The organism is Micromonospora sp. NPDC051300 (assembly GCF_044455315.1).
Taxonomy (GTDB): domain Bacteria; phylum Actinomycetota; class Actinomycetes; order Mycobacteriales; family Micromonosporaceae; genus Micromonospora; species Micromonospora robiginosa.
Genome location: NZ_JBITEP010000007.1, coordinates 92886 through 116919, shown reverse-complemented (window position 1 = coordinate 116919; position 24034 = coordinate 92886). Strand labels below are relative to the sequence as shown.

The window sequence follows — 24034 nt, the reverse complement described above, 5'->3', positions numbered from 1 at the left end:
CACCCGGGCGCAACCGCTCAGCCGGGCGGGCGGACCACCTCACGGGCGTCGTCGGGCAGCCGCCGGGTGACACCACGCCGGTCCAGCAGCTCCAGCAGCGGCACCGCCACCCGCCGCGTGGTGCCCAGCGCCCGCCGCGCGGCGCTGAGCGTGAACGGCTGCGGCAGGCCGGCCAGGACCCGCACCGCGTCGTCGGGCGCGCCGGGCAGCAGCACCACGTTCTCCGCCAGCCGCAGCAGCGCCCCGGCGCGCACCGCGGCGCCGATCTCCTTCGGGCCCAGGCCCAGGCCGGCGAGGTGGTGCGTCTCCGGGGCCTGGAACGGCCGGTCGCCGTACTCGGCGCGGACCCGCTCCACCGCCCGGGCCACCGGGTCGGGCAGCGTCGGCGCGGAGGCGGCGGTGACCAGGCCGTCGCGCAGCCGCAGCGGCGGGCGCAGCAGCGCGGTCACCAGCGCCCGGTCGGGCAGGCCGAGGCGGTGGCGCAGCACGTCGACGGGCACGCCGGCGGCGAGCGGATGCGCGGCGGCGTGCCGGGCCACCTCCTCGGTGAGCCGGCGGCCCACGTCCCGCCAGTGCTCCGGGTCGGCCAGCCAGTCCCCGGCCACCGGCGTGGCGGTCGGGGCCACCCCCATCCGGGTGAGCTGCCCGGCCCGCACCAGTCGCCGCCGGCGCAGCTCGCCGGCCAGGTCGGGCCGCCCGTCCAGGCCGGCCAGCACGTCGGCGCGGGCGGCTGCCGCGCCCCGGCGGCGCAACGGCGGCGGGTCCACGTCCAGCACGGTCACCCCGCCGGCCACGTGCCGCCGGCCGCTGTCGCGCAGCAGCGCCCGGTCGCCGATCACCAGCGGCAACGGCCGGGCCAGGCGCAGCCGGACGGTGTCCGCGCCGAGCGGCCGGACCCGGACCGGCACCGCCGCGGAGCCGACGTGCAGCATGAGGGCGGCCGGCAGGTCGGCGGCCGGGTCCCCGTGCAGGCGCACGTCGAGCAGGTCGGTGCGGCCGAACCGGTCGGGGCGCAGCAGCGCGTCACCGCGCCCGATCCGGTCCCGCGACAGGCCGCGCAGGTTCACCGCCACCCGGGCCACCGCGGCCACCTCGGCCCGTGCCTCGCCCAGCGAGTGCAGGCCACGGACCCGCACCGGCTCGCCGGTGGCGGCCAGTTCGAGTTCGTCGCCGACGCGCAGCCGGCCGCCGCCGAGGGTGCCGGTGACCACGGTCCCGCTGCCGCGCACGGTGAACGCCCGGTCCACCCAGAGCCGCACCGGTGCGTCGAGGGTCGGGTCGGGCAGCCGGGCGACCAGGCGGTCCAGGGCGGCTCGCAGCTCGGGCAGGCCGGCACCGGTGAGCGCGGACACCGCCACCGCCTCCACCTCGCCGAGCGACGTCGCGGCGATCTCCTGTCGGGCCCGGGCCGTGGCCGGCGCCGGGTCGGCCAGGTCCGCGCGGGTCACCGCCAGCAGCCCGTACGACACCCCGAGCGCGTCCAGCGCGGCCAGGTGCTCGGCGGACTGCGGCATCCAGCCCTCGTCGGCGCCGACCACGACCAGCGCGGCCGGGACCGGGCCGACACCGGCCAGCATGTTCGGCACGAACCGCTCGTGCCCGGGCACGTCGACGAACGCCAGGGTGCCGCCGGAGGGCAGCGTGGTCCAGGCGAACCCGAGGTCGATGGTCATGCCCCGGCGGCGTTCCTCCGCCCACCGGTCCGGTTCCATCCCGGTCAGCGCCCGCACGAGTGTCGACTTGCCGTGGTCGACGTGCCCGGCGGTGGCCACCACCCACACGGGGATCAGCCCGCCACGCGCAGGATCGCCGCGCGTACGCGGTCGTCGTCGGTCTCCGGCACGGCGCGCAGGTCCAGCAGGAGCCGACCGTGCAGCACCCGGCCGAGGACGGCCGGGTCGCCGGTGCGCAGCGGCGCGGCCCAGCGCTCGGGCAGGCTCAACGCCCACGAGTCCAGCTCCACGCCGGGCGCGCCGCCGCCCCCGACGACGGCCGCCGCCGGCACCACCTCGGCCTTGCAGCCGTCGACGCCGAGCCTGTCGCGCAGCCGTTCGGTGCGCTCGCGCAGCCGGGCCGGGTCGGCGTGCAGCGCGTCGCCGGTCGGGGTGGCCGGCGCGTGCAACGTGGCGGCGAGCGCGGCGAGGGTGAGCTTGTCGACCCGCAGCGCCCGCGCGAGCGGGTGCCGGCGCAGCCGCTCGACCAGCACGGCGTCGCCGAGCAGCAGGCCGGCCTGCGGCCCGCCGAGCAGCTTGTCGCCGCTCGCGGTGACCAGGTGCGCCCCGGAACGCAGTGTGCTCGCCGCGTCCGGCTCGTCGGGCAGCAGCGGGTCCGGCGCGAGCAGGCCGGAGCCGATGTCGGCGACCACCGGCACGCCGAGCGTGGCCAGTTCGTCGACCGGCACGGCCGAGGTGAAGCCGGTGACCACGAAGTTCGACGGGTGCACCTTGAGCAGGAAGCCGGTGTCCGGGCCGATCGCGGCGGCGTAGTCGGCCCGGGTGGTGCGGTTGGTGGTGCCCACCTCGCGCAGCCGGGCGCCGGTGCTGGCCAGCAGGTCGGGTAGGCGGAAACCGTCGCCGATCTCGACCAGCTCGCCCCGGCTGACCACGATCTCCCGGCCGGCGGCGAGCGCGGTGGCGGCCAGCACCAGCGCGGCGGCGCCGTTGTTGACCACGTGCACGGCGGCCGCGTCGGACACGGCGGTGGCGAGCGCGTCGAGGGCCTCCCGGCCGCGCCGGGCCCGCCGGCCGGTGGCCAGGTCGAGTTCCACGTCGGTGTGCCCTGCGGCGGCGACGAGCGCGTCCACCGCGGCCGGCGCGAGCGGGGCCCGGCCGAGGTTGGTGTGCAGCACGACGCCGGTGGCGTTGAGCACCGGCCGGGGCGTGCGCCCGGCCAGCGCGGCGAGCGCCGCGTCGCGTACCGCTTCGGGGGTTATCTCGCCCGCGCGGGCGCGGCGTTGGGCGGCCACGATCGCGGCCTTCACCCGGTCGCGGCCGAGCGTGCCGGCGGCGGCCGCCAGCGCCGGGTCGGCGAGCAGCGCGTCGGTTCGCGGCACCCGCCGCCGCGGGTCCACCTCGCGCATCGACGCTCCCCCGGACGGTTTGGCGGAGACGGACGGGAATCGAACCCGCCTGGCCCGGGTCCCGGACCACACCGGTTTTGAAGACCGGGAGGGGCACCAGCCGCCTGAACGCCTCCACCCGGCAGTCAACCACAGCGGCCCGGTGACCGCCCGGCGAGGTGTCAGGCCCGCCGGTCGGCGCGTTCGCGCTGCGGGACGACGGTGTATCTGGGGTCGCGCGCCGAGGCGACGCCGCCGTGGAAGATGCCGAAGCGGGTGCAGACCGAGGCGGCGACCAACGCGCCGCCGGACGCCGCGGAGACCAGCCGGTTGCGGCGGCCCAGCCACGCGCCGACCACCCCGGCGGCGGTGAGCGCCCGGCCGGCGCGCAGCAGCTTCCCGGGGGTGCCGTCGGCGTAGGGCTCGCTGAGCAGGCCGAGCCGGTTCTCCACCCGGTGCGCGCCCCACAGCTCCAGCGCCGCGCCGGCGACCGCGAGCCGTCGCGCCGGCCCGGCCTCGCCGGGCGGCGCGGCCACCAGCCCGACGCCGGCGCCGCTGGCCAGCGCGCTGCCCGCGAAGATCACCGGCAGTTCCGGGTACGCCTCGTGCCACGACGGCACCGCCGTGTCGGCCAGCAGCACCCCGGTGTACGTGGCCAGCGCCGGCGCGGTGACGGCGGCGGCCAGCCCGGCGGCGTGCCCGGCCGGGGGCAGCAGCCGCCGGCCCAGCCCGAGCACGCCGCGCTCGGGCAACCGGGGCGCGATCTCGGCGACCGCGGCCAGGCCGGCGGCCGGGCCGAACGCGCTGAGGATCCAGGTGCCGACGGACATCGGCGAGGTCACCTTCGCCACCCGCAGCATGTGGTGGAAGCGGCTCGGCCGGCCCAGGTCGTTGATCAGGAAGTAGGCGCTGGCGCTCACCGCCGCCAGGGAGGTGACCCGGCCGGCGCGGCGCAGTGCCGGCCGCCCGGTGAGCTGCCCGCCGGCGGCCAGCAACGAGGAGCCGGCGGCGAGCCCGCCGGTGAACAGGTAGGCGGCGATGTCCCACTTCCACACCGGCGGCTTGAGCACCGGCCGGCCGTAGTAGGAGGTGAACTCCGCCGGGGGGACGTTCAGTTGCTCACCGCCGCCCTTGCCGCCGCGGCGGCGGCGGCCGGTGGTGGGCGCGGTGTCGCGGGGCGGGTGCGGGGCCAGCCCGGCCTCGCGGGCGGCGGTGTCGGCGCGGCCGGGGCCGACACCTGTGGCCCGGCTGCCGCTCTCGGCCGGTACGCCGTCGGCGGCGAGCCGGTCCCGGAAGCGACGGAACAGGGCACCCACCGGACGGTCCGGGTTCACGACGATCCTCCGACGAACGCGGCGACGGTGGCCGCCGCCATGGCCAACGCGGCCAGGCCGGCCCGCTTCCACATCTTCGGCAGGTCCCGGGTGGTGACCACCGGGTCCGGCGGCAGCCCGTACACCTCCGGCTGGTCCAGCAGCAGGAAGAACGCGCCGTCACCACCGACGCCGTCGGTCGGGTCGTGGCCGTAGAGCCGGGCCTCCGGCACGCCCCGCTCGTGCAGCGTGGCCACCCGCTGGGCGGCGCGGTCCCGCAGCTCGTCGAGCGGGCCGTACTGGATCGACTCGGTCGGGCAGGCCTGCGCGCAGGCCGGCGTCATGCCGGCGCCCAGCCGGTCGTAGCAGAGCGTGCACTTCCATGCCCGGCCGTCGTCCTTGCGCTGGTCGATCACGCCGTACGGGCAGGCGGAGATGCAGTAGCCGCAGCCGTTGCAGATGTCCTCCTGCACCACGACCGTGCCGAACTCGGTGCGGAACAGCGAACCGGTCGGGCAGACGTCCAGGCAGGCGGCGTGCGTGCAGTGCTTGCAGACGTCGGACATCATCAGCCAGCGGAAGTCGGTACGGCTCTCCGCGCCGGTCCCCCGGCCGGGCGGCTGCGCGCCGGGCATGCCGAGGAACTCCGGCCCGGCCGCCATCCGGGCCGCCGCCTCGCCCCGCCCCGGCGGCAGACCCGGGTCGGTGCCGGTGTCGGGGGCGGTGGCCGCGCCGGCCGCCGCCGACGTCGGGCTGCTGGTCGCCGCGCCGGTCGGGTCACCGGCGAACGGCGGCGTCCGGTGTCCCGCCGGGCGGGGCTGCTCGACGAACGCGACGTGCCGCCACGAGTTCGCGGTCAGCGCGCCGGTGTTGTCGTAGGACATGCCGAGCAGGTCGAACCCGGAGTCCGGGACGCCGTTCCACTCCTTGCAGGCCACCTCGCACGCCTTGCAGCCGATGCAGACGCTGGTGTCGGTGAAGAAGCCCATCCGGGGCGGGGCGGCCTCCCAGCCGGCGTCGGGGGCCGGGTCGAGCGGTCCGTACAGGCTGTTGGCGTCAGGCATCGTCTTCTCCGTCGCGCGCCGCGGCCTCGGGCGTCTGCTCGTCGGTGCTACCAACCGCGTTCTCCCCGCCCAGCACGTCGGTGGTCACGATCGGCACCCGCCGGTCCGGCGGCATCCCGGCGCGGCGCTGGTAGTCGCCGACGAGGTCGAGCAGGGCCGGCCCGGTCGGCCGGCGGCCGGGCCGGACGTCACAGGTGCCGACCTTGCTCTCCTGGATCAGCACGTTCGGGTCCAGGGTGATGCCGAACAGGTCGTTCGCCGAGTCGCCGGTGACCAGGCCCTCGCTGCCGAAGTGGTAGGGCAGCCAGAGCTGGTGGATGACCCGGCCGTCCACCCGCAGCGGGGTGAGCCGGTCGGTGACCAGCACCCGGGCCTCGATCACCGCCCGCCCGCTGACCAGGTGCGCCCAGCCGAGGTGCGCCAGCCCGGCCTCGGCGGCCAGTTCCGGGGACACCTCGACGAACATCTCCGGTTGCAGCTCGGCCAGCCGGGGCACGGTACGGCTCATCCCGCCGGCCGTGTGGTGCTCGGTGAGCCGGCTGACCGTGAACACGTACGGGAAGACCTCGCTGTGCGGCTCCGGCGGGCTCGGGTTGATCCGGTTGATCGGATGCTCGTAGACCTTGCGGGTCGGGTTGGCCTGCTGCCCGTAGAGCGGGTTGCGCATCGGCGACTCGGCCGGCTCGTAGTGCGTCGGCAGTGGGCCGTCGAGCACGCCGCTGGGCGCGTACAGCCAGGCCTTGCCGTCGCCCTGCATGACGAACGGGTCGTCGCCGGCCAGCGCCGCCGGCCCGGAGGCGTCCTCCGGCGGCCGGTACGACGGCGGTTTCGTCTTCTCGAAGTCCGGCACGTCGTAGCCGGTCCACTCACCGGCGTCCGGGTCCCACCAGACGTACTTCTTGCGCTCGCTCCACGGCCGGCCCTCCGGGTCGGCGGAGGCACGGTTGTAGAGCGTGCGCCGGTTCGCCGGCCAGGCCCAGCCCCACTCGGCGGCCACCCAGTCCTGCTCGTGCCGCGACTTGCGGCGGGCCGCCTGGTTGACCCCGTCGGCGTAGACGCCGGTGTAGATCCAGCAGCCGATCGCGGTGGAACCGTCGTCCTTCGCCTCGGCGAACGCGTTCAGGGGGCGGCCGGTGGCCACCTCGAAGCCGTTGATCTCCTTGAGCACCGCCTCGGCGCTCGGCTCGGCGTGCGCGCCGTGCGTCGGGTAGTCCCAGGCCAGGTCCAGCAGCGCCCGGTCGCGGGGTTTGGTGGAGGCGGCCAGCTTCTCCCGCAGCACCCGACCCAGGTGGTAGAAGAACCACAGCTCGGAGCGGGCGTCGCCGGGCGGGTTGACCGCCTTCTCCCGCCACTGCAGCATCCGCTGGGTCTGGGTGAAGGTGCCCTCCTTCTCCACGTGCGACGCGGCCGGCAGGAAGAACACCTCGGTGCGGCACTCCTCCGGCACGATCTCCCCGGTGGCGATCTCCGGGCTGTTCTTCCAGAACGTGGCGCTCTCGATCAGGAACAGGTCGCGCACCACCAGCCAGTCCAGGTTGGCCATGCCCAGGCGCTGGGCCCGGCCGTGCGCCGAGCCGACGGCCGGGTTCTGCCCGAGCAGGAAGTAGCCCTTCATGTGGCCGTCGATCATGTTCAGGACCTGCTGGTAGGTCCCGTGGTCGCCGGTCATCCGAGGCAGGTAGCCGTAGCAGAAGTCGTTCTCCGGCGTCGCCGCGTCACCCCAGTACGCCTTGAGCAGGCTCGCCGCGAACGCCCCCGAGTTGCCCCAGAAGCCCTTCTGGCCGGGGTGGCGGATGCTGTCCACCCACTTGTCGAACGTCGGGTGGTCGGCGTGGTGCGGCATCGGCAGGTAGCCGGGCAGCAGGTTGAACAGCGTCGGGATGTCGGTGGAGCCCTGGATGCTGGCGTGCCCGCGCAGCGCCAGGATGCCTCCTCCGGGGCGGCCCATGTTGCCCAGCAGCGTCTGGATGATCGAGCCGGTGCGGATGTACTGCACGCCGACGCTGTGCTGCGTCCAGCCGACCGAGTAGACGAGCGCGCCGGTGCGCTCCCGGCCGGAGTTCTCCGTCCAGGCGCGGGCCAGCTCCAGGAACTTCTCCTCCGGAATGCCGCAGACCCGGGCCACCATCTCCGGGGTGTAGCGGGAGAAGTGCCGCTTGAGGATCTGGTAGACGCAGCGCGGGTGCCGCAACGTCTCGTCCCGCCGGGTCTGCGCCGGCACCGGCTCGCCGTGCGACTCGTGCTCCAGCCCGGAGGCCGAGTCCCGTTCCTTGCCGGTGCCCCGGATCGTGGTGTTGCCCTCCTGGCCCTCGTACTGCCAGGAGGCGTGGTCGTAGGAGCCGGTCTCCGGGTTGTATCCGGAGAAGAGGCCGTCCAGGTCCTCGGTGTCGGCGAACGTCTCGCTGACGATCGTGGCCGCGTTGGTGTACGCCAGCACGTACTCCCGGAAGTCCAGCTCGTTGTCCAGGATGTAGCGCACCACGCCGCCGAGCAGCGCGATGTCCGTGCCCGCCCGGATCGGCAGGTAGGTGTCGGCGAGCGCGCTGGTGCGGGTGAACCGCGGGTCGACGTGGAAGACCTTCGCGCCGCGCTTCTTCGCCTCCATCACCCACTGGAAGCCCACCGGGTGGGCCTCGGCCATGTTCGAGCCCTGGATGACGATGACGTCAGCGTTGGCGAGGTCCTGCTGGAAGTCCGTCGCGCCGCCGCGACCGAAGCTGGTCCCCAGACCGGGGACGGTGGCGGAGTGTCAAATCCGGGCCTGGTTCTCGATCTGGAGCGCCCCCATCGCCGTGAACAGCTTCTTGATGAGGTAGTTCTCCTCGTTGTCCAGCGTCGCGCCACCGAGGCTGGAGATGCCGAGCGTCCGGTTGAGCGGTCGGCCCTCGTCGTCGACGTCCTCCCAGGTCTCGTCGCGGGCGGCGAGGATCCGGTCGGCGATCATGTCGAGCGCGACGTCGAGGTCCAGGTCCTCCCACTCGGTCGCGTACGGCCGGCGGTAGCGGACCTTGGTCTGGCGCAGCGGGCTGGTCACCAGGCTCTTGCTGGCCGAGCCCTTCGGACAGAGCCGGCCGCGGGAGATCGGGCTGTCCGGGTCGCCCTCGATCTGGGTGACCTGCCCGTCCTTGTGGAAGACGCGTTGCCCGCAGCCGACCGCGCAGTAGGGGCAGACCGAGCGGGCCACGCCGTCGGCGGTCTCGGTGCGGGAGGTCAGCTCGGCCGAGCGCGCCGACCGGGCGGCCGCGCCACGGCCCAGCGGGTCGGTGCCGGTGAGCTGCCGGTAGACCGGCCACCCCTGGATGAACGTCTTCAGACCCACCCGGGCACCCCCTCCACGCGAAGATCGGCTGACCCTTTGCACACTAGGCCAGCCGAACGACGCCCGCGAGTCGAGCGCGAAACAGCGCCGCCCCGACCGGAACGGCCGGGGCGGCGCTGGGCGTCGGTGTGCAGGTCGCCTCTCGGCGAGTGGCGCGACGCGGCTCCAGCCGAACGGTATTCCGCGAAGGCAATTTAGGTGAGGCCCGGGGACACTGGTCACACCGACGCTCTGCACAACGGTACCGGGAGGCGGGTTCTTCCGCCGGGCGTCGTGACCCCGGTCACCCACCGTGCAGACCTGGACGCCGGGCAGGGGTTACCCTGATGCCATGTCGGCCACCGCCAGCGCGTACCTCGCCCGGCCCGGGCGCCCCGCGGTGGTCGCGCGCACCCTGGCCGAGCTGACCGGCCCCACCGCCGGCATCGTCGAGCTGCCGGTGCGCCTGATGTGGAGCAGCGAACGCGCGTTCGACCTGGCCGACCCGGACGAACTGCTCTGGATGTACGAGAACGTGCTGCGCGAGACCAGCCGGGTGGACGACCTGCGGGAGCTGATCCACGCGGGCACGCTGCGCCGGGTGTGGCCGCTGCTCAACCTGCCCCGGGGCGTGCGCCTGGCCTGGGAGGGCCGGCACCGGAGCCTGCGCGCCGCGTGACGCACCCGCACGACTTCTACCGGGAGGTGGCCCGGGTGGCGCTGGCCGCCGCCGGCCCGCACCGCTTCGTGCTCGGCGGCGGGGTGGCCTGGGCGGCGCACGGCCTGGTCACCCGCCCCACCGAGGACGTCGACCTGTTCGCCGACGTGGAGGGCGCCGCCGCGGCGGCGGCCGACGACGTGCGGGACGCGCTGCGCCGGGCCGGCTACCGGGTGGACGAGTCCGACCCCGGCGGGCTCGGCGAGGTGTTCGACGGCTTCGACCGCGACCTGCGGGACTTCGTGGTGGGCCGGGACGGTCGCGAGATCCGCCTCAGCCTGGCCCGCCTGGACCGGCACCGCAGCCCGGTGGTGATGGACTTCGGCCCGGTGATGGACGTGCGGGACCTGATCGCCAACAAGACCGCCGCGCTCGTCAACCGGCGGGAGGTACGCGACTACATCGACGTCTCCGCCGCGCTCGACAGGTACGCGGTGGACGAGCTGCTGGAGCTGGCCCGCCAGGTGGACCCGGCGCTCGACGACGCCGACGTGCGCGCCGCCGGGCGTTACCTCGACGGCCTGCCGGACCGCCGGTTCACCCGCTACGGCCTGGACGCGGCGCGGATCGCCGAGGTGCGCCGCCGGATGGCCGTCTGGCCCCGCTGACCCGGGCGGCCGTCCGGCGGGAGGTGTCACTTCGTCATGACTGGGCCCCTACCCCGACCGGTGGGCGGAAAACAGCAGCCGGTGACGACGGGGCGAACTTCTCGGGCCGGTGTGGCGCCCGTGACATCTGGTGGTTATGGTGCGCAACGGCGCCCACGAGGCGCGGACCCCCCTCCGAAAGGCACCGCATTGACCTCCTCCTCCGGCGCCTCGCGGCGTCAGGTGCTGGCCGTCGCCGCCGCCGCGGCGACCGCTCCCCTGCTCGCCGGCGCGCCCGCCGAGGCGAAGCCGAAGCAGCCGAAGACCTGGGATCTCACCGTCCTCGGCACGTCGGACACCCACGGCAACGTCTACAACTGGGACTACTACAAGGACGCCGAGTTCGACGACAGCAAGCACAACGACGTCGGCGTCGCCAAGCTGGCCACCCTGGTCAACCAGATCCGGGCCGAGCGCACGGGCAGGGCGACCCTGGTCCTGGACGCCGGCGACACCATCCAGGGCACGCCGCTGGCCACCTACTACGCCAAGCAGGAGCCGATCACCAGCACCGGTGAGACGCACCCGATGGCCAACGCGATGAACGTGTTGAAGTACGACGCCGTCACCCTCGGCAACCACGAGTTCAACTACGGCCTGCCGCTGCTGGCCACCTGGATCAAGCAGCTCGGCTTCCCGGCGCTCGCCGCGAACGCGATCAACGAGAAGACCGGCAAGCCGGCCTTCCTCCCGTACGTGATCAAGGAGGTCCGGCTCGGCGGGCACGGCGCGCCGAAGCTGCGCGTGGGCATCCTCGGCCTGACCAACCCGGGCGTGGCCATCTGGGACAAGGCGAACGTCGAGGGCCGCCTGGTCTTCGCCGACATGGTCGCCACCGCCGCCAAGTGGGTGCCGGTGATGCGCCGGCGCGGCGCCGACGTGGTCATCATCTCCGCACACGGCGGCGACAGCGGCACCTCCAGCTACGGCCCGGAGCTGCCGAACGAGAACCCGACCGCGCTGATCGCCGAGCAGGTGCCCGGCATCGACGCGATCCTCTTCGGTCACGCCCACAACGAGGTGCCGGAGAAGTTCGTCACCAACCTGAAGACCGGCAAGGCGGTGCTCACCTCCGAGCCGTCGAAGTGGGGCCAGCGGCTGACCCGGATGGACTTCACACTGACCCGGGAGAAGGGCTGCTGGAAGGTCGTCGACTCGTCGGCCACCACGCTGAACACGAACACCGTGGTCGAGGACCCGGCGGTGCTCGCGGCCGTGCGGGGCCAGCACACCAAGACCGTCGACTACGTCAACAAGGTCGTCGCGCAGTCGAGCGTGGAGCTGTCCGCCGCCGAGTCGCGCTACAAGGACACCCCGATCCTGGACTTCATCAACCACGTCCAGACCGAGGTGGTCACCGCGGCGCTGGCCGGCGGCGCGTACGCGGGCCTGCCGGTGCTGTCGATCGCCGCGCCGTTCAGCCGCACCGCCGTCTTCCCGCAGGGCGACGTGCGGATCCGCGACGTGGCCGGCCTCTACGTGTACGACAACACCCTGGAGGCGGTCGTGCTGACCGGCGCCGAGGTGAAGGCGTACCTGGAGTACTCGGCGAAGTACTTCGTCACCGTGCCGGTGGGCGCGCCGGTGAACCCGGAGACGATCAGCGACCCGGCCGTGCCGGACTACAACTACGACGTGTTCTCCGGCGTCGACTACGACATCGACATCTCCAAGCCGGTCGGGCAGCGCATCACCCGCCTGGTACTGGCCGGCACCGACACCCCGGTGGCGGCGGACGCGCAGTTCGTGGTGGCGGTGAACAACTACCGGCGCAGCGGCGGCGGCAACTTCCCCGGCATCGTGAAGACCCAGGTCTACAACGCGCAGCAGGAGATCCGCCAGCTGCTCATCGACTGGGCGCAGGCCAAGGGCGTCATCGACCCGGCCGACTTCTTCGTGCCCAACTGGAAGCTGGTCCGCGAGGGCGTACCGGTCTTCTGAGGCGTTCCGACGAGGGGCCCCGGCGTCGCGCCGGGGCCCCTCGTCGCGTCAGCCGCCGGCTCTCAGATGCCGTTCGGACTCGCCACCCAGTGGGTCCGGCCGGTCCGGGCGGGTGTCCGTCTCGGTGGACTCCGACCGTTCCTCGGGGCTCACCCGTGGCGGCAGCTCGCCGAAGCGGACATGCCGCAGGAACGCGTACTCGTCGTCGGTGAACGACTCGACCCGCTCGCTCATGCCCCACATTGTGCGCCCGCCGCACCCGCGCCGGTATCAACCGGGACGGCACGGGTATGCCGCCTCGACTGCCGCCGGCGACGAGGTGGAGGGCGACATGCGCGCGGTACGGATGACCGCTCCCGGGGTGCTGGAGCCGACCGAGGTGCCGACACCGCAGCCCGGCCCCGGCGACGTGCTGCTGCGCGTCGGCGCGGTCGGCGCCTGCCACTCGGACCTGCACATCCTCGATGCGGCGGCGGGAACGTTCCCCACCCCGATGACGCTCGGCCACGAGATCGCCGGCACGGTGGACGCCCCCGGCCCCGGCGTGGACGGCTGGTCGCCCGGGGACCGGGCGGCGGTCTACGGGATCATCGGCTGCGGCCGGTGCCGGGCCTGCCTCCGCGGGGAGGAGAACCGGTGCCGGGTCGTCCCGCTCGGCGGCGTCGGGCTCAGCCGCGACGGCGGGCTCGCCGACTACGTGGTGGTCCCGGCGTCCCGACTGCTGCACGTGGGTGACATGGACCTGGCCCAGGCCGCCCCGCTGACCGACGCCGGGTTGACCCCGTACCACGCGGTGGAGCTGGCCCGGCCCCGGCTGCGACCCGGCACCACCTGCGTGGTGATCGGCATCGGCGGGCTGGGGCACATGGCGCTGCAGATCCTGGTCGCCACCACCGCGGTGCGGATCGTCGCGGTGGACACCAGCGTCGCGGCGCTGGACCTGGCCGCCCGCCTGGGCGCGCACCACGTGGTGCCGGCCGGCCCGGACGCCGTGGAGAAGATCCGCGAGTTGGTCGGCCCGCCGCCGGACGGCGCGGACGTGGTGCTCGACTTCGTCGGCGCGCAACCCACCCTGGACACCGCCCGGCAGGTCGTCGCCACCGGGGGTCAGGTGCTGCTGGTCGGCCTGGCCGGCGGCACGCTGCCGGTCCGGCCGGTCGCCGACGAGCCGCCCCCGGTGCCGCTGGAGACGAGCGTGGTGGTGCCGTTCTGGGGCACCCGGGCGGAACTCCAGGAGGTGATCGCGCTGGGCCGCGACGGCCGGCTGCACGCCGACGTGCAGACGTTCCCGCTGGCCGAGGCGCCCTCGGCGTACGAGGCGTTGCGCCGGGGGGACATCCACGGGCGGGCGGTCATCGTCCCCTGACCGGGGGCAGCCGGTCGAGCAGGGCGAGCCCGGCCCGCACCGGCCGCCGGTCGAGCACGTCGGCGAAGGTGACCCGGCCCTGACAGAACCGGACGAACATCCGCCAGCCCGGCGGGCTGGCGAGCAGCGTGTGGAACACGTCGGGCCGTCGCTCGAACACGTCCAGCAGCCGGTGCCCGGCGCGCATCTCCGGCACGAGCCGCCGCCCGACCTCCCGCTCGTACGCGTCGAGGTCACCACCGGCGACCGCCTCGCCGGCGAGGCGCCCGGAGCGCAGCGCGAAGCTGATCCCCTCCCGGCTCCACGGCTCCAGCAGCCCGGCCGCGTCGCCGGCGACCAGCACCCGGCCGTGGCGCAGCGGCGCGTCGTCGGCGCGACAGCGGGTGAGGTGCCCCGAGTCGTACTCCGGGTCGATCCCGGCCAGGCCCAGCCGGGCGACGAAGTCCCGCAGGTAGGCCCGGGTCCGCTCGCCGTCGCCCCGGGCGGAGATGACACCGACGGTGAGCCGGTCGCCCTTCGGGAACACCCAGGCGTACGAGCCGGGCATCGGTCCCCAGTCGAGCAGCACGCGCCCGCGCCACCGTTCCCGCTCGACGTCGGGCACCGGCAGCTCCAGTTCCAGCCCCAGGTCGACCTGGCGGAAGCGCACCCCGACGTGGCGGGCGGTCACGCCGGAGGACCCGTCCGCGCCGACCACGGTCCGGGCGCGCACCACCTCGCCGTCGGCCAGCCGCAGGCGTACCCCGTCGGGGTCCTGCTCGACGGCGCGCACCGCGACGCCCTCGCGGACCTCGGCGCCGGCGGCGACCGCTGCGGCACGCAGCCGGTCGTCGAACTCCTCCCGGCGGATCATGGTGACCAGCGGCGCGGCGTGGCGGCGGGTGAACGCGCGCCGCCCGTCGCGGGTGAACGTGACCCGGTCGACGCGGTCGTGCGCGGGCACCTCCACCCGGCCGTCGACCTCGGCCAGGGAGACGCCGATCAGGCCGCCGCCGCAGGTCTTGTACCGGGGATGGGTGGCCCGCTCGACCACAAGCGTCCGCACGCCGGCCCGGGCCGCCGCGTGCGCGGCGGAGAGTCCGGCGGGCCCGCCACCGACCACGACGAGGTCCCAGATGATCACGGGTGCAGCCTAGGGCACCGCCGGAGCGGACCGCCCGGTACGACCCCCGAACGGGTGGGCATCATCGCCGGCCGCCCGGGTAAGCGCCGGTTGCCGCTGTCCGCGAGGCAGGCGGCTCATGCCGAGGAGGAACGATGCCTCAGGTCCAGCTGAACGCGATCGAGGAGCGGGTCTACCAGGCGGTGACCGCGCTGGAGGTGCGCGGACACGTGCCCTACCCCGACCTGATCGCCGAGGAGACCGGGTTGACCGAGGAGGAGGTGCACGAGCCGCTGCACTCGCTCACCCAACGCGGACTGCTGCACCGGGAGGACTCACCGATGTCGGGCCTGGACTTCGGGCCCCGCTGGTGCGCGCGCCAGACGACCTGATCGCGTCGTTTGCCCCACCGGGGGCCGGGTAGCGATCGGGGATGCGTGATCGACGGTCAGTGGGGAGCACGATGAGCGGGGACCGGTCGGCGTCGCCGGTGGCGGACACCGGCACCGACGACCGGCGTCGCTGGCGGGCGCTCGGCGTCGGCTTGGTCGCGGCGTTCATGACGCTGCTGGACGTCAGCATCGTCAACGTCGCCGTCCCGTCGATCGACCGGGCGCTGCACGCCAGCCCCAGCGACCTGCAGTGGGTGCTGTCCGGGTACGCCCTGACGTTCGGCCTGGTGCTGGTGCCGGCCGGGCGGTTCGGCGACGCGCGCGGGCGGCGCACCGCGTTCGTGGTCGGGGTGGGCCTGTTCACGCTGACCAGCGCGCTGGCCGGACTGGCCACCTCGGCGACCTGGCTGATCGTGGCCCGGCTCGTCCAGGGCGCCGCCGCCGGCGTGGTCAACCCGCAGGTCAGCGGCATGATCCAGCAGTTGTTCCGGGGCGCCGACCGGGGTCGCGCGTTCGGGCTGCTCGGTGCCACCATCGGCATCTCCACCGCGGTCGGGCCGCTGCTGGGCGGCCTGCTCATCCAGCTCGGCGGCGCCGAGCACGGCTGGCGGTGGGTGTTCTTCGTGAACATCCCGGTGGGCATCGTGGCGATGGTCCTCGGTTGGCGGCTGATGCCGGCCCAGCCGGAGGGCCGGCCGGGCCGGCACCGGCTCGACCCGGTGGGCGTGCTGCTGCTCGGCGCCGGCGTCACCGTCGTCCTGCTGCCGCTGGTGCAGCGCGAGCAGTGGCAGGGCCCGGCCAAGTGGCTGCTGATCCCGCTCGGCCTGGTGCTGCTGGCCGGCTTCGCGCTCTGGGAGCGCCGCTTCGCCCGGCACGCCACACCCCTGTTCGACCTGCGGCTGATCGGGCTGCGCTCGTACACCCTCGGTTCGCTGATCGGGCTGGTCTACTTCGCAGGCTTCACCGCGATCTTCTTCATCTTCACCCTCTACCTGCAGATCGGCCTGGGCTACAGCGCGCTGGTGGCCGGCCTGGCGATCACCCCGTTCGCGCTCGGCTCGGCGCTGGCCTCCGCGCTCGGCGGTCGGGTGGTCACCCGGTACGGCCGGCCGCTGGTCGCGATCGGACTGCTCGCCGTGGTGGTCGGCCTGGTCGCCACGGACCTGGTGTTGACCGGCGGCCCGCACGACAACGTGCCGCTGCGGACCGCGTTGCCGCTGCTCGTCGCCGGTCTGGGCAGCGGCCTGGTGATCGCGCCCAACCAGACGCTCACGCTCTCCGAGGTGCCGGTGCCGATGGCCGGCAGCGGTGCCGGCATGCTCCAGACCGGACAGCGGATCGGCTCGGCCGCCGGCATCGCGGCGGTGGGCGCGTTGTTCTTCTCCACGCTCGCCGACCACCGGGGCGACTGGTCGGTGGCGTTCCGGCACTCGCTGCTGCTGGCCGCCGGGATCATCGTGCTGGCGCTGGCCGCCGCCGTGGTGGACATTCTCGCCGGCCGACGTAAGGAGGGGCCCCCGGTTAACGCCTCCGGTAGAGGAAGGGGCCCCGCTTAACACCGCGAAGCCCGGCACCCCACGCTGCGGGGTGCCGGGCTTCGACGTGTGTGCTTACTTGGTCCAGTGCTGGTTGACGAGGTCGGTGGCCTGCTTCTCCCACTGGGCGTAGGCGTCCGGGTAGGCGGACACCTGGACGGTCTGGGCGGCCTTGGTGAGGGGCATGTCCTGCCAGCCGTCGACCTGCTTGAGGCCCTTGAGGAAGGCGAGGGTGGAGTGCTCGGGGTTGGTGATCTGCTCGGGGGTGCCCCAGCCGGAGGAGGGGCGCTGCTGGAACAGGCCCAGCGAGTCGTGGTCGTTGCGGTCGCCGAGGTGGCCGAGGTTTTCCAGCTTCGACTCCTGCAGGGCGGTGGCGATCGAGATGACCGCGGCCCGCTCGGGCAGTCCGGCCTTCTTCGTCGCGGCGATGATCGCCTTGACGTTGGCGGTCTGCTCGTCGTTCAGGCCGATGGTCGACTGCTCACCCTGCACGCTCGCCGTGGCCGTGGCCGTGGCCGTGGCCGTTGCCGTGGCCGTGGCCGTGGCCGTGGCCGGCTTGCCGGCGGCGTGGGCGGGGGTGTCGGCGTGGGCGGCGATCGGGCCGGCGAACATACCACCGGTGAAGGCCAGACCAGCGATGCCGAGGATGCTCTTACGCAGGATCGTGTTCATGGTGGGGGCTCCATTCGGGGGTCAACACACCCGCGGGGGCGGGGTGTGGGCACCGTCAGGCGCTCAAAGATCAGGGGGTTCCGGCTGCTCGCGGTGCGGCGCCGGGAGTGTGTGCAACGACCGGGCGGGCACCGTCATTCCCTCGCGGGGCGGGGCCGTGGGGGTTCGTCTTCCTCGGTCGTTCACCGGGTTACAACGCCCCGCCCCCGCCGACGATTCCGCCACCAGGGTGCCACCCACCACCCCCGAACCGGACACCCCACCCAGCGGGGCAGATAGCACCCTCGGCCCGGTGCGGGTGCCGGTCGCGCTCCGGCCGGCCGCCCACCGGTTCGCCCCCGGGCGCCGTTTGCGGCCACCCGTTGGAACGCCATGAGCGCGTCCCGGCCCCGGAGACACCCATGACGTTCCACCCACCAGCGCACCGAGGCGCGACCGGAACACCATGGGTCTCTCACGCCCTCCCAGACACCCACCGCGTTCCACCAGGCAGCCCACCGAAGCGTCACCGGAACACCATGGGTGCCTCAAGCCCTCCGAGACACCCATGACGTTCCACCCACCGACCCACCGAGGCACGACCGGAACACCATGGGTCTCACGCCCGCGCAGACACCCACCGCGTTCCACCCACCGGCGCAGCGTGGCGTGACTGGAACGCCATGGGTGTCTCACGCCTGCGCAGACACCCACCGCGTTCCACCCACCAGCGCACCGAGGCGTGACTGGAACAGCATGGGTGTCTCACGCCCCGGAGTTGGTGCCCGGGGCGTAACGGGCAGGAAGCGCCCGTACGAAGGGCCGCGAGTGCACGATCGATGTGGAGGGAGGAGCGGGACGGGTCTCGCGTGGCGTGTCCGTCCGGTGGCAGACTGCGGCGTATGGGCGATACGACGGCGACCCGCCATCTGGTGCTCCTGCACGGGATGGGTGCCACCGGCGAGGTGTGGCTGCCGTGGGCGCCGCTGCTGGAACGCCACTGGCCCGGCCGCTGGCTCGCCCCCGACCTGGCGGGGCACGGCTGGTCACCGCCGCTGCCCGCATACTCCTTCGAGGCGCTGGCGCAGCGGACGGCGGAGGGCCTCGGGCCGGTCCGGCTGGGGCCGAACGACCGGCTGGTGCTGCTCGGGCACTCGCTCGGTGGCGTGGTGGCGCTGGCGCTGGCCGCCCGGCAGCGGGGCCTGCCGGTCGACGCGGTGGTCGGGCTCGGCATCAAGGTCGCCTGGTCGCCGGCCGAGCTGGCGAAGGCGGCCGAGTTGGCCGCCCGACCGGTGACCTGGTTCACGACCCGGGACGAGGCGGCCCGGCGCTATCTGCGGGTCTCCGGGCTCGCCGGGCTGTTCGCCCCGGACCACCCGGTGGTCGACGCCGGGCTGCGCCGGGAGAACGGCCCCGGCCGACGGGGTGGCGACCAGCCCGGAGACGACCACCGGCCGCCCACGACGACGGTCGACCGACGTGCGGACAGCCGCCGGCCACCGGCCTCGACGGGCAACCAGCGCGGAGGCGGTCGCCGGCCGCCGGCCACGGCGGGCGACCGGCGGGGTGACGGTCGTTGGTCACTCGCCACGGACACAGCCACGACGGGGGACCAGCGGGGGGACGGTCGGTGGCGGCTGGCCATGGATCCGGCCGCGTTCGCGGTGGGGGCGCCCCGATTGCCGGCCCTGCTGTCCGCCGTCGACGTGCCGGTGCTGCTGGCCCGGGGCGAGCGGGATCCGATGGTGACCGACGCGCAGCTCAAGGAGTTGGGCGTGCCGGTGGCCACCCTGCCCGGGTTGGGCCACAACGCGCACGTCGAGGACCCGGCCGCGGTGCTCGCGCTGCTCGACGCGTACCTCTAGGGCGCGCGCGGCGTCGGGACGGCGAGGTCCGGTTCCAGCTCCCGGCGGGCCGCGGTGAGGAACGCCTCGGCGTAGCTGTCGGCGGGGAAGTCGCCCAGGTATCGGCTGCGCGCCGCCCACCGCTGGGCGACCTTCGGGTCGGTGTCGAGCAGCGCGGTGAGCACCTCGTCCACGTTGGACATGTCCCGGCGCAGCACGTAGCCGCTGGCCGCGAGCGGGAACCGCTCGACGAAGTGCGGCCCGTCCGCGCCGGTGTCGGTGACCGCGTACGGCTTGCCGGAGTAGAGCCAGTCGGAGATGACGCCGGAGACGTCGGAGACCAGCGCGTCGGCGCGGTTGACGCACTCGGTGAGCGTCAGGTCCCGGGCCGCCGCGGCGCCCCACAGGTGTCGCCGGCCGGTTTTCGCCCGGTCGGCGGCGAGCAGGTCGGTGAGTTGGGCGAGCTGCCGGGCCGACGCCGGGTTGCGGTCGGTGTAGGGGTGGGCGCGCAGGATCACCACCGCTTCCCGGTCGACCAGTCGGCGGATCAACGTCTCGGCCACCGGCAACGAGCAGTAGTTGGCGTCGGCGTGGTGCCCGGTCCAGGTCGGCGTGTAGAGCACGGTCGGGTGCGCCGACGCGGGCGCCGGCTCCCGGCGTACCTCGATGGCCTCGACCTGGGGCCGACCGACCACGACGAACTTGTCGGCGGGGATCTCCACGCCGGCCCGCGCGTAGCGGTCGATCGCCGCCGGTCCGGCCACGAAGATCTTGTCGAAGATGGCGGACACCGGGTTGGCGCTGGGCGCCTTGTCGCTGTCGCCGTGGTGCAACTGCACGTGGGTGAGCTGGTTGAACCGGATCACGTGGGCGTTCTTCGCGCCGTGGTTGACGTAGAAGGCGGCCCGCAGGGTGGGCACCAGGGCCTCGTCCAGGGCCGTCAACGTCGGGCAGAGGACCACCGGCGCGCGGGTCGCGGCGGCCACCGTGGACAGGAACTCCGGCTCGCGCAGCACCACCAGGAACGGCCGGCCGATCCGCTCCAGGTAGGGCAGCCACATCGTGACCTGGTACTCCGAGCCGGGCGGGGCGGAGAAGTGCAGCACGAACTCCGGCTGGTGCCGGCGCAGCGCGCGGCCGATCGGCCCGCCGCCGGCCGGTGGGCGGAACCGGCGTCGGGCCAGGTCGAACGCGACCGCGGCGCAGCCGGCGCCGACGAGCAGCGTGGCGACCAGCGGCAACCAGGCCGGCAGCGCCAGCGCGGCGGCGAGCGCCACCAGGGCGAGCAGCACCAGCACGGCGTCGCCGAGTCGGGCGGCGACCGGCGGTGCCCAGGACCGGACCGGCAGGTTGGCCGCCCGGATCTCCAGCGCGCCGGCCTGGCGCAGCGGGCCCACCAGAAGCACCAGACCGAGCAGGACCAGCGCGGTGGCGGCCAGCGCCGGGTCGAAGCCGTCGTCGGCGCGGCGGGCGTAGCCGACCAGGATCCCGGCGGCCACCAGCACCGTCTCGACGAGGCCGTCGGCGTTGGGCCGGACCCGGCGTTCCCACGCGGTGGCGGCCAGCGCGGCGACCGCCACGGCGAGGCCGGCGGCGGTGGCGCCGGTCAGCGCCACGACGAGGAAGGCCGACACCGCCAGCCCGCTCGCCAGCACCCGGGCGATCAGCTTCCGGACCAGGTCACCACGCATCTGGCTCGTCCCGTCGATCAGGCGTTGACGTCGGCGGGAAGCTGTTCCGAGGCGTCCGCGCCGGGCTGGGCGGGCACCGCGGCCACCGGCTCCCCGGGCGCGCGGCGGACGTCGACCACCTGACCGGTCAGCTCGGAGATGAGCACGTCCAGGGAGGCCTGGGCGACCGCCTCGGAGGCGAGCAGCGTGTGCTCCGGCTCCTCGCCGAACGCCTTGGTGCGCATCGGGGTGGCGGTGCGCTCCGGGTTGACGCAGTTGACCCGTACGCCGAACTCCGCCCACTCGTCGGCGAGCGCCTGGGTCAGGTTGACCAGCGCGGCCTTGGTGGCCGAGTAGAGCGCGTAGCGCGCCCGGCCCCGGGTGTAGGAGCTGGACGTGTAGAGCAGCAGTTGGCCCTTGGTCTGCTGGAGGTAGGGCAGCGACTGACGGGCGATGGTGACCGGGCCGACGAAGTTGACGTGCAGGAGCCGGTCCATCGTCTCGTCGTCCATCTCGGCGAGCGCGCCCTTCTCCAGGATCCCGGCGGTGACCACCACGTGGTCGATCCGGCCGGTCGCCTCGAACGCGGTCTTCAGCGCGGCGGCCACGTCCTCGGCGCGCTCCACGTGCGTGCCGGTGGTGGAGCGGCTGAACGGGAAGACCTGGGCGCCGTAGCGGCGGGCCAGCTCGGTGAGGTCGTGGCCGATGCCGTAGCTGCCGCCGAACACCACGATGGTCCGCCCGGTCAGCTCCTCGGCGTAGCCGCGGTGGGTCAGCCGGGGCGCCTGGGCGGCGGCGAGCTGGAACAGCTTGTCGGCCAGGTGCACGTCGACCGGGTGGGTGACCTTGATGTTCTCGTCCGAGCCGTCGATCACCTTGATCGGCGTGCCGGGCAGGTAGCGCAGCACCACGCCGCAGTCGTCGGTGGCGGCGAAGTCGCTGTCGCCCTCGGCCCGCCGGTAGGCCTCCCGGATGGTGCCGGAGCGGAACGCCTGCGGGGTCTGGCCGCGGCGCAGCCGGGACCGGACCGGGATGTCGGTGATGCAGTCGTCCGCGTCGACCTGGACGATCGTGTCGGCCGACGGGATGGCCACGTCGACCGCCGAGTAGCTCCAGAGCGCGTTCACGCACTCGCGCACGATCCGCGCGCTGACCAGCGGGCGGACCGCGTCGTGGAAGAGGATGTTGACGTCGCCGTCGCCGACCGCGTCGAGCGCGATGCGGGTGGTGTCGTTGCGCGTCTCGCCGCCCTCGATCACCTTGGTGACCTTGCGGAAGCCGGCGCCGGCGACGATCCGCTCGGCGTCCGGCACGTGGCCGGTGGCCATCAGCACGATGATCTCGTCGATCTCCGGCGCGGCCTCGAAGACGGCCAGCGTGTGCTCGATGATCGGCTTGCCGGCGATCTTCAGCAGTTGCTTCGGGATGCCCAGGCCCAGTCGGGTCCCGGTGCCTCCGGCGAGGATCACGGCCACCGTACGCGTGGGCCGCCAGGGTGCCGGGTTCGCCGGCGCGGCGTCCGGTGCGGTGGTGTGGTCCTGCGTCATTGCCGTACCTCACTCTGGGTGAAGGGGATGGGTCCGGAAACCTTAACGCGTACGGCGGAGCGCACCGCCCGGACGGATCCCGGGTCGGTGCGCTCCGGCCGGCTACTTCTGGTTCTCGTAGGCGTCGCAGACCTCCTGGGTGGGACCGTCCATCCGCAGGACGCCGCTCTCCAGCCAGATGGTCCGCTCGCAGGTGTCCCGGATCGAGCCGATCGAGTGGCTGACCAGGAACACGGTGCCGGCGCTGTCGCGCAGCTCCCGGACCCGCTGTTCGCTGCGGACCCGGAACTTCCGGTCGCCGGTGGCCAGCGCCTCGTCGATGAGCAGCACGTCGTGCTTCTTCGCCGACGAGATGGCGAAGCGCAGCCGGGCGCCCATGCCGGACGAGTAGGTGCGCATCGGCAGCGAGGCGAAGTCGCCGCGCTCGTTGATCCCGGAGAACTCGATGATCTCCGGGGCGATGCGCTTGACCTCCTCCGGCGTCATGCCCATGGCCAGGCAGCCGAGCACCACGTTCCGCTCGCCGGAGAGGTCGTTGAGCAGCGCGGCGTTCACGCCGAGCAGGGACGGCTGCCCCTGGGTGTAGACCGCGCCCCGGGCCGGCGGGAGCAGGCCGGCGATGGCCCGCAACAGGGTCGACTTGCCGGAGCCGTTGCTGCCGATCAGGCCGATGGCCTCACCCTCGTACGCGGTGAAGCTCACCCCCTTGACGGCGTGCACCTCGCGGATGTTCGGCGCCTTGGTGCGGGAGACGATCCGCTTGAGCGCGGAGACCGGGGTGGTGCCGCCGCTGGCACCCTTGTGGATCCGGTAGATGACGTGCACGTCGTCCACCACGACGGTGGGGACGCGACCCGAGTCGACCACCGGGCCGGCGTTCAGCGGCAGGGTCTGCTCAGCCACGGCCGTACTCCTTCTCTCCGCGCCAGAAGTAGACGAATCCGCCGATGCCCATCACGACGGCCCAGAACAGGGCGAGCGCCCAGAGCTGCGGCGGGCGGCTCACCAGGTTCGCCTGGTGCGAGTCGAGCAGCGCGTAGCGGGCCAGCTCGATGAAGACCAGCGGCGGGTTCCACTCCAGGATGTTCGCCGCCCAGTGCGGCAGGTGCTGGCGGAAGAGCGCCACCGGGTAGAGCACACCGGAGGCGTACATCCAGGTGCGCATGACGAACGGCATGATCTGCTTGAGGTCGGCGACCTTGGAGCCGATCCGCGCCATGATCATGGTCAGCCCGATGTTGAAGATGGTCTGGAGCAGCAGCGTCGGGGCGAGCAGCACCCAGCGCCAGGTGACCGGTTCGCCGGTGAACAGCACGATGGCGGCCAGCACCACCATCGACATCAGGAGCTGCTGGAGCTGCACCAGGGTGACCGTGATCGGCAGCGCCGCGCGCGGGAACTGGAGTGCCCGGATCAGGCCCAGGTTGGCGGTGATGGCGCTGGTGCCGTTGGACACCGCGGTCTGGGTGAACATGAAGATGAACACGCCGGTGCAGAGGTAGGCGATGAAGTTCGACACGTTCCGGTTCTGGGACAGGATCACGCCGAAGATCAGGAAGTAGACCGCCGCGTTGGTGAGCGGTGTCAACACCTGCCAGAGCTGGCCGAGCTGGGTGTTGCTGAGCGAGGAGGCGACCTTCGCCCGCGAGTAGGCGGTCATGAAGTGCCGGTACGCCCAGAGCCGGCGGGCGTACTCGCCCAGGGGCGGTCGTTCGCCGGCGACCCGCAGCCCGTACCGCCCGGCCAGTTGGGCCCGGGTCAGTCCGGATTCGGGGTCGGCCACCGCGGTGTTGGCCATGGTGAGGCGCTCCGATCTTTCGTGCCGATGGGGAGCAGTGCGGTGAAGACATCCAGCGTGGCCGGGCGGGGAGGAGCCGCCTCGCTGCTG

Annotated in this window: 19 protein-coding genes and 1 tRNA gene; 7 read left to right on the top strand and 13 right to left on the bottom strand. The window is 73.8% G+C overall.

The features are described from left to right. Positions 1-17: 17 nt before the first annotated feature. From selB to fdh, 6 genes are all read right to left on the bottom strand, one after another. Positions 18-1781, bottom strand: coding sequence for a selenocysteine-specific translation elongation factor (gene selB / locus ACIA5A_RS10385; RefSeq protein ID WP_396759099.1), 1764 nt, complete (start codon positions 1779-1781; stop codon positions 18-20). A gap of 5 nt (positions 1782-1786) precedes the next feature. Then, positions 1787-3079 carry an L-seryl-tRNA(Sec) selenium transferase gene (gene selA, locus ACIA5A_RS10380; RefSeq protein ID WP_396759096.1) on the bottom strand — a complete coding sequence of 431 codons (1293 nt, stop codon included), beginning with the start codon at positions 3077-3079 and terminating at the stop codon, positions 1787-1789. Positions 3080-3099: 20 nt separating this feature from the next. Then, a tRNA-Sec gene (locus tag ACIA5A_RS10375) sits at positions 3100-3195 on the bottom strand. A 45-nt stretch (positions 3196-3240) separates the two neighbouring features. Further along, positions 3241-4392 carry an NrfD/PsrC family molybdoenzyme membrane anchor subunit gene (gene nrfD / locus ACIA5A_RS10370; RefSeq protein WP_396759093.1) on the bottom strand — a complete coding sequence of 384 codons (1152 nt, stop codon included), beginning with the start codon at positions 4390-4392 and terminating at the stop codon, positions 3241-3243. Further along, positions 4389-5435 (bottom strand): 4Fe-4S dicluster domain-containing protein, encoded by a 1047-nt coding sequence (locus ACIA5A_RS10365; RefSeq protein WP_396759090.1) that lies wholly within the window; start codon positions 5433-5435, stop codon positions 4389-4391. The genes nrfD and ACIA5A_RS10365 overlap by 4 nt, the downstream gene beginning before the upstream one ends. Next, positions 5428-8754: a formate dehydrogenase gene (gene fdh, locus ACIA5A_RS10360; RefSeq protein ID WP_396759088.1), complete on the bottom strand. Its 3327-nt coding sequence runs from the start codon at positions 8752-8754 to the stop codon at positions 5428-5430. Before fdh ends, ACIA5A_RS10365 begins: the two co-directional genes overlap by 8 nt. A 331-nt stretch (positions 8755-9085) precedes the next feature. Here fdh and ACIA5A_RS10355 point away from each other — a divergent pair, with 331 nt between their 5' ends. The 3 genes from ACIA5A_RS10355 to ACIA5A_RS10345 all read left to right on the top strand — a co-directional run bounded on the left by ACIA5A_RS10355 (position 9086) and on the right by ACIA5A_RS10345 (position 12039). Next, a complete protein-coding gene (locus ACIA5A_RS10355) occupies positions 9086-9412 on the top strand; it encodes a hypothetical protein (protein WP_181568485.1) in 327 nt (108 codons plus the stop codon). Beyond that, positions 9409-10059, top strand: coding sequence for a nucleotidyl transferase AbiEii/AbiGii toxin family protein (locus ACIA5A_RS10350; protein ID WP_396759085.1), 651 nt, complete (start codon positions 9409-9411; stop codon positions 10057-10059). The genes ACIA5A_RS10355 and ACIA5A_RS10350 overlap by 4 nt, the downstream gene beginning before the upstream one ends. A 189-nt stretch (positions 10060-10248) precedes the next feature. Then, positions 10249-12039 carry a bifunctional metallophosphatase/5'-nucleotidase gene (locus ACIA5A_RS10345; protein WP_396759082.1) on the top strand — a complete coding sequence of 597 codons (1791 nt, stop codon included), beginning with the start codon at positions 10249-10251 and terminating at the stop codon, positions 12037-12039. Positions 12040-12087: 48 nt separating this feature from the next. On the opposite strand, the gene ACIA5A_RS10340 is transcribed toward ACIA5A_RS10345, so the two are convergent. Beyond that, positions 12088-12273: a hypothetical protein gene (locus tag ACIA5A_RS10340; protein WP_396759080.1), complete on the bottom strand. Its 186-nt coding sequence runs from the start codon at positions 12271-12273 to the stop codon at positions 12088-12090. Between the two features lie 97 nt (positions 12274-12370). On the opposite strand from ACIA5A_RS10340, the gene ACIA5A_RS10335 reads away from it, so the two are divergent. Then, positions 12371-13405, top strand: coding sequence for an NAD(P)-dependent alcohol dehydrogenase (locus ACIA5A_RS10335; RefSeq protein ID WP_396759077.1), 1035 nt, complete (start codon positions 12371-12373; stop codon positions 13403-13405). Here the strand turns inward: ACIA5A_RS10335 and ACIA5A_RS10330 are convergent. Beyond that, positions 13392-14528, bottom strand: a complete 1137-nt coding sequence (locus ACIA5A_RS10330) for a geranylgeranyl reductase family protein (RefSeq protein ID WP_396759074.1) — start codon at positions 14526-14528, stop codon at positions 13392-13394. The genes ACIA5A_RS10335 and ACIA5A_RS10330 overlap by 14 nt on opposite strands. Before the next feature lie 134 nt (positions 14529-14662). Here ACIA5A_RS10330 and ACIA5A_RS10325 point away from each other — a divergent pair, with 134 nt between their 5' ends. Both ACIA5A_RS10325 and ACIA5A_RS10320 read left to right on the top strand, forming a co-directional pair. Further along, positions 14663-14899, top strand: a complete 237-nt coding sequence (locus tag ACIA5A_RS10325; RefSeq protein ID WP_396759071.1) for a hypothetical protein — start codon at positions 14663-14665, stop codon at positions 14897-14899. Positions 14900-14970: 71 nt separating this feature from the next. Beyond that, positions 14971-16455, top strand: coding sequence for an MFS transporter (locus ACIA5A_RS10320; protein ID WP_396759068.1), 1485 nt, complete (start codon positions 14971-14973; stop codon positions 16453-16455). Between the two features lie 54 nt (positions 16456-16509). Here ACIA5A_RS10320 and ACIA5A_RS10315 read toward each other — a convergent pair whose 3' ends face one another. Further along, positions 16510-17106: a hypothetical protein gene (locus ACIA5A_RS10315; RefSeq protein ID WP_396759065.1), complete on the bottom strand. Its 597-nt coding sequence runs from the start codon at positions 17104-17106 to the stop codon at positions 16510-16512. Between the two features lie 881 nt (positions 17107-17987). On the opposite strand from ACIA5A_RS10315, the gene ACIA5A_RS10310 reads away from it, so the two are divergent. After that, the gene (locus ACIA5A_RS10310; RefSeq protein ID WP_396759062.1) at positions 17988-18950 is read left to right on the top strand and encodes an alpha/beta fold hydrolase; all 963 of its coding nucleotides are present in this window, start codon (positions 17988-17990) and stop codon (positions 18948-18950) included. On the opposite strand, the gene ACIA5A_RS10305 is transcribed toward ACIA5A_RS10310, so the two are convergent. The 4 genes from ACIA5A_RS10305 to ACIA5A_RS10290 form a co-directional block, all read right to left on the bottom strand. Next, positions 18947-20620: a CDP-glycerol glycerophosphotransferase family protein gene (locus tag ACIA5A_RS10305; RefSeq protein WP_396759059.1), complete on the bottom strand. Its 1674-nt coding sequence runs from the start codon at positions 20618-20620 to the stop codon at positions 18947-18949. The two genes, ACIA5A_RS10310 and ACIA5A_RS10305, sit on opposite strands and share 4 nt — an antisense overlap. A gap of 17 nt (positions 20621-20637) precedes the next feature. Next, positions 20638-22146, bottom strand: coding sequence for a D-ribitol-5-phosphate cytidylyltransferase (locus tag ACIA5A_RS10300; RefSeq protein WP_396759056.1), 1509 nt, complete (start codon positions 22144-22146; stop codon positions 20638-20640). Between the two features lie 102 nt (positions 22147-22248). Next, positions 22249-23049 carry an ABC transporter ATP-binding protein gene (locus ACIA5A_RS10295; protein ID WP_396759053.1) on the bottom strand — a complete coding sequence of 267 codons (801 nt, stop codon included), beginning with the start codon at positions 23047-23049 and terminating at the stop codon, positions 22249-22251. After that, the gene (locus ACIA5A_RS10290) at positions 23042-23944 is read right to left on the bottom strand and encodes an ABC transporter permease (protein WP_396759050.1); all 903 of its coding nucleotides are present in this window, start codon (positions 23942-23944) and stop codon (positions 23042-23044) included. Before ACIA5A_RS10290 ends, ACIA5A_RS10295 begins: the two co-directional genes overlap by 8 nt. Between the last annotated feature and the right edge of the window lie 90 nt (positions 23945-24034).

Bases quoted from the DNA above. Each gene is read 5' to 3' on its own strand.
- selA (WP_396759096.1), bottom strand. From the start codon at position 3,079: ATGCGCGAGGTGGACCCGCGGCGGCGGGTGCCGCGAACCGACGCGCTG.
- ACIA5A_RS10365 (WP_396759090.1), bottom strand. From the start codon at position 5,435: ATGCCTGACGCCAACAGCCTGTACGGACCGCTCGACCCGGCCCCCGAC.
- ACIA5A_RS10355 (WP_181568485.1), top strand. From the start codon at position 9,086: ATGTCGGCCACCGCCAGCGCGTACCTCGCCCGGCCCGGGCGCCCCGCG.
- ACIA5A_RS10340 (WP_396759080.1), bottom strand. From the start codon at position 12,273: ATGAGCGAGCGGGTCGAGTCGTTCACCGACGACGAGTACGCGTTCCTG.
- ACIA5A_RS10335 (WP_396759077.1), top strand. From the start codon at position 12,371: ATGCGCGCGGTACGGATGACCGCTCCCGGGGTGCTGGAGCCGACCGAG.
- ACIA5A_RS10325 (WP_396759071.1), top strand. From the start codon at position 14,663: ATGCCTCAGGTCCAGCTGAACGCGATCGAGGAGCGGGTCTACCAGGCG.
- ACIA5A_RS10320 (WP_396759068.1), top strand. From the start codon at position 14,971: ATGAGCGGGGACCGGTCGGCGTCGCCGGTGGCGGACACCGGCACCGAC.
- ACIA5A_RS10315 (WP_396759065.1), bottom strand. From the start codon at position 17,106: ATGAACACGATCCTGCGTAAGAGCATCCTCGGCATCGCTGGTCTGGCC.
- ACIA5A_RS10310 (WP_396759062.1), top strand. From the start codon at position 17,988: ATGGGCGATACGACGGCGACCCGCCATCTGGTGCTCCTGCACGGGATG.
- ACIA5A_RS10305 (WP_396759059.1), bottom strand. From the start codon at position 20,620: ATGCGTGGTGACCTGGTCCGGAAGCTGATCGCCCGGGTGCTGGCGAGC.
- ACIA5A_RS10300 (WP_396759056.1), bottom strand. From the start codon at position 22,146: ATGACGCAGGACCACACCACCGCACCGGACGCCGCGCCGGCGAACCCG.
- ACIA5A_RS10290 (WP_396759050.1), bottom strand. From the start codon at position 23,944: ATGGCCAACACCGCGGTGGCCGACCCCGAATCCGGACTGACCCGGGCC.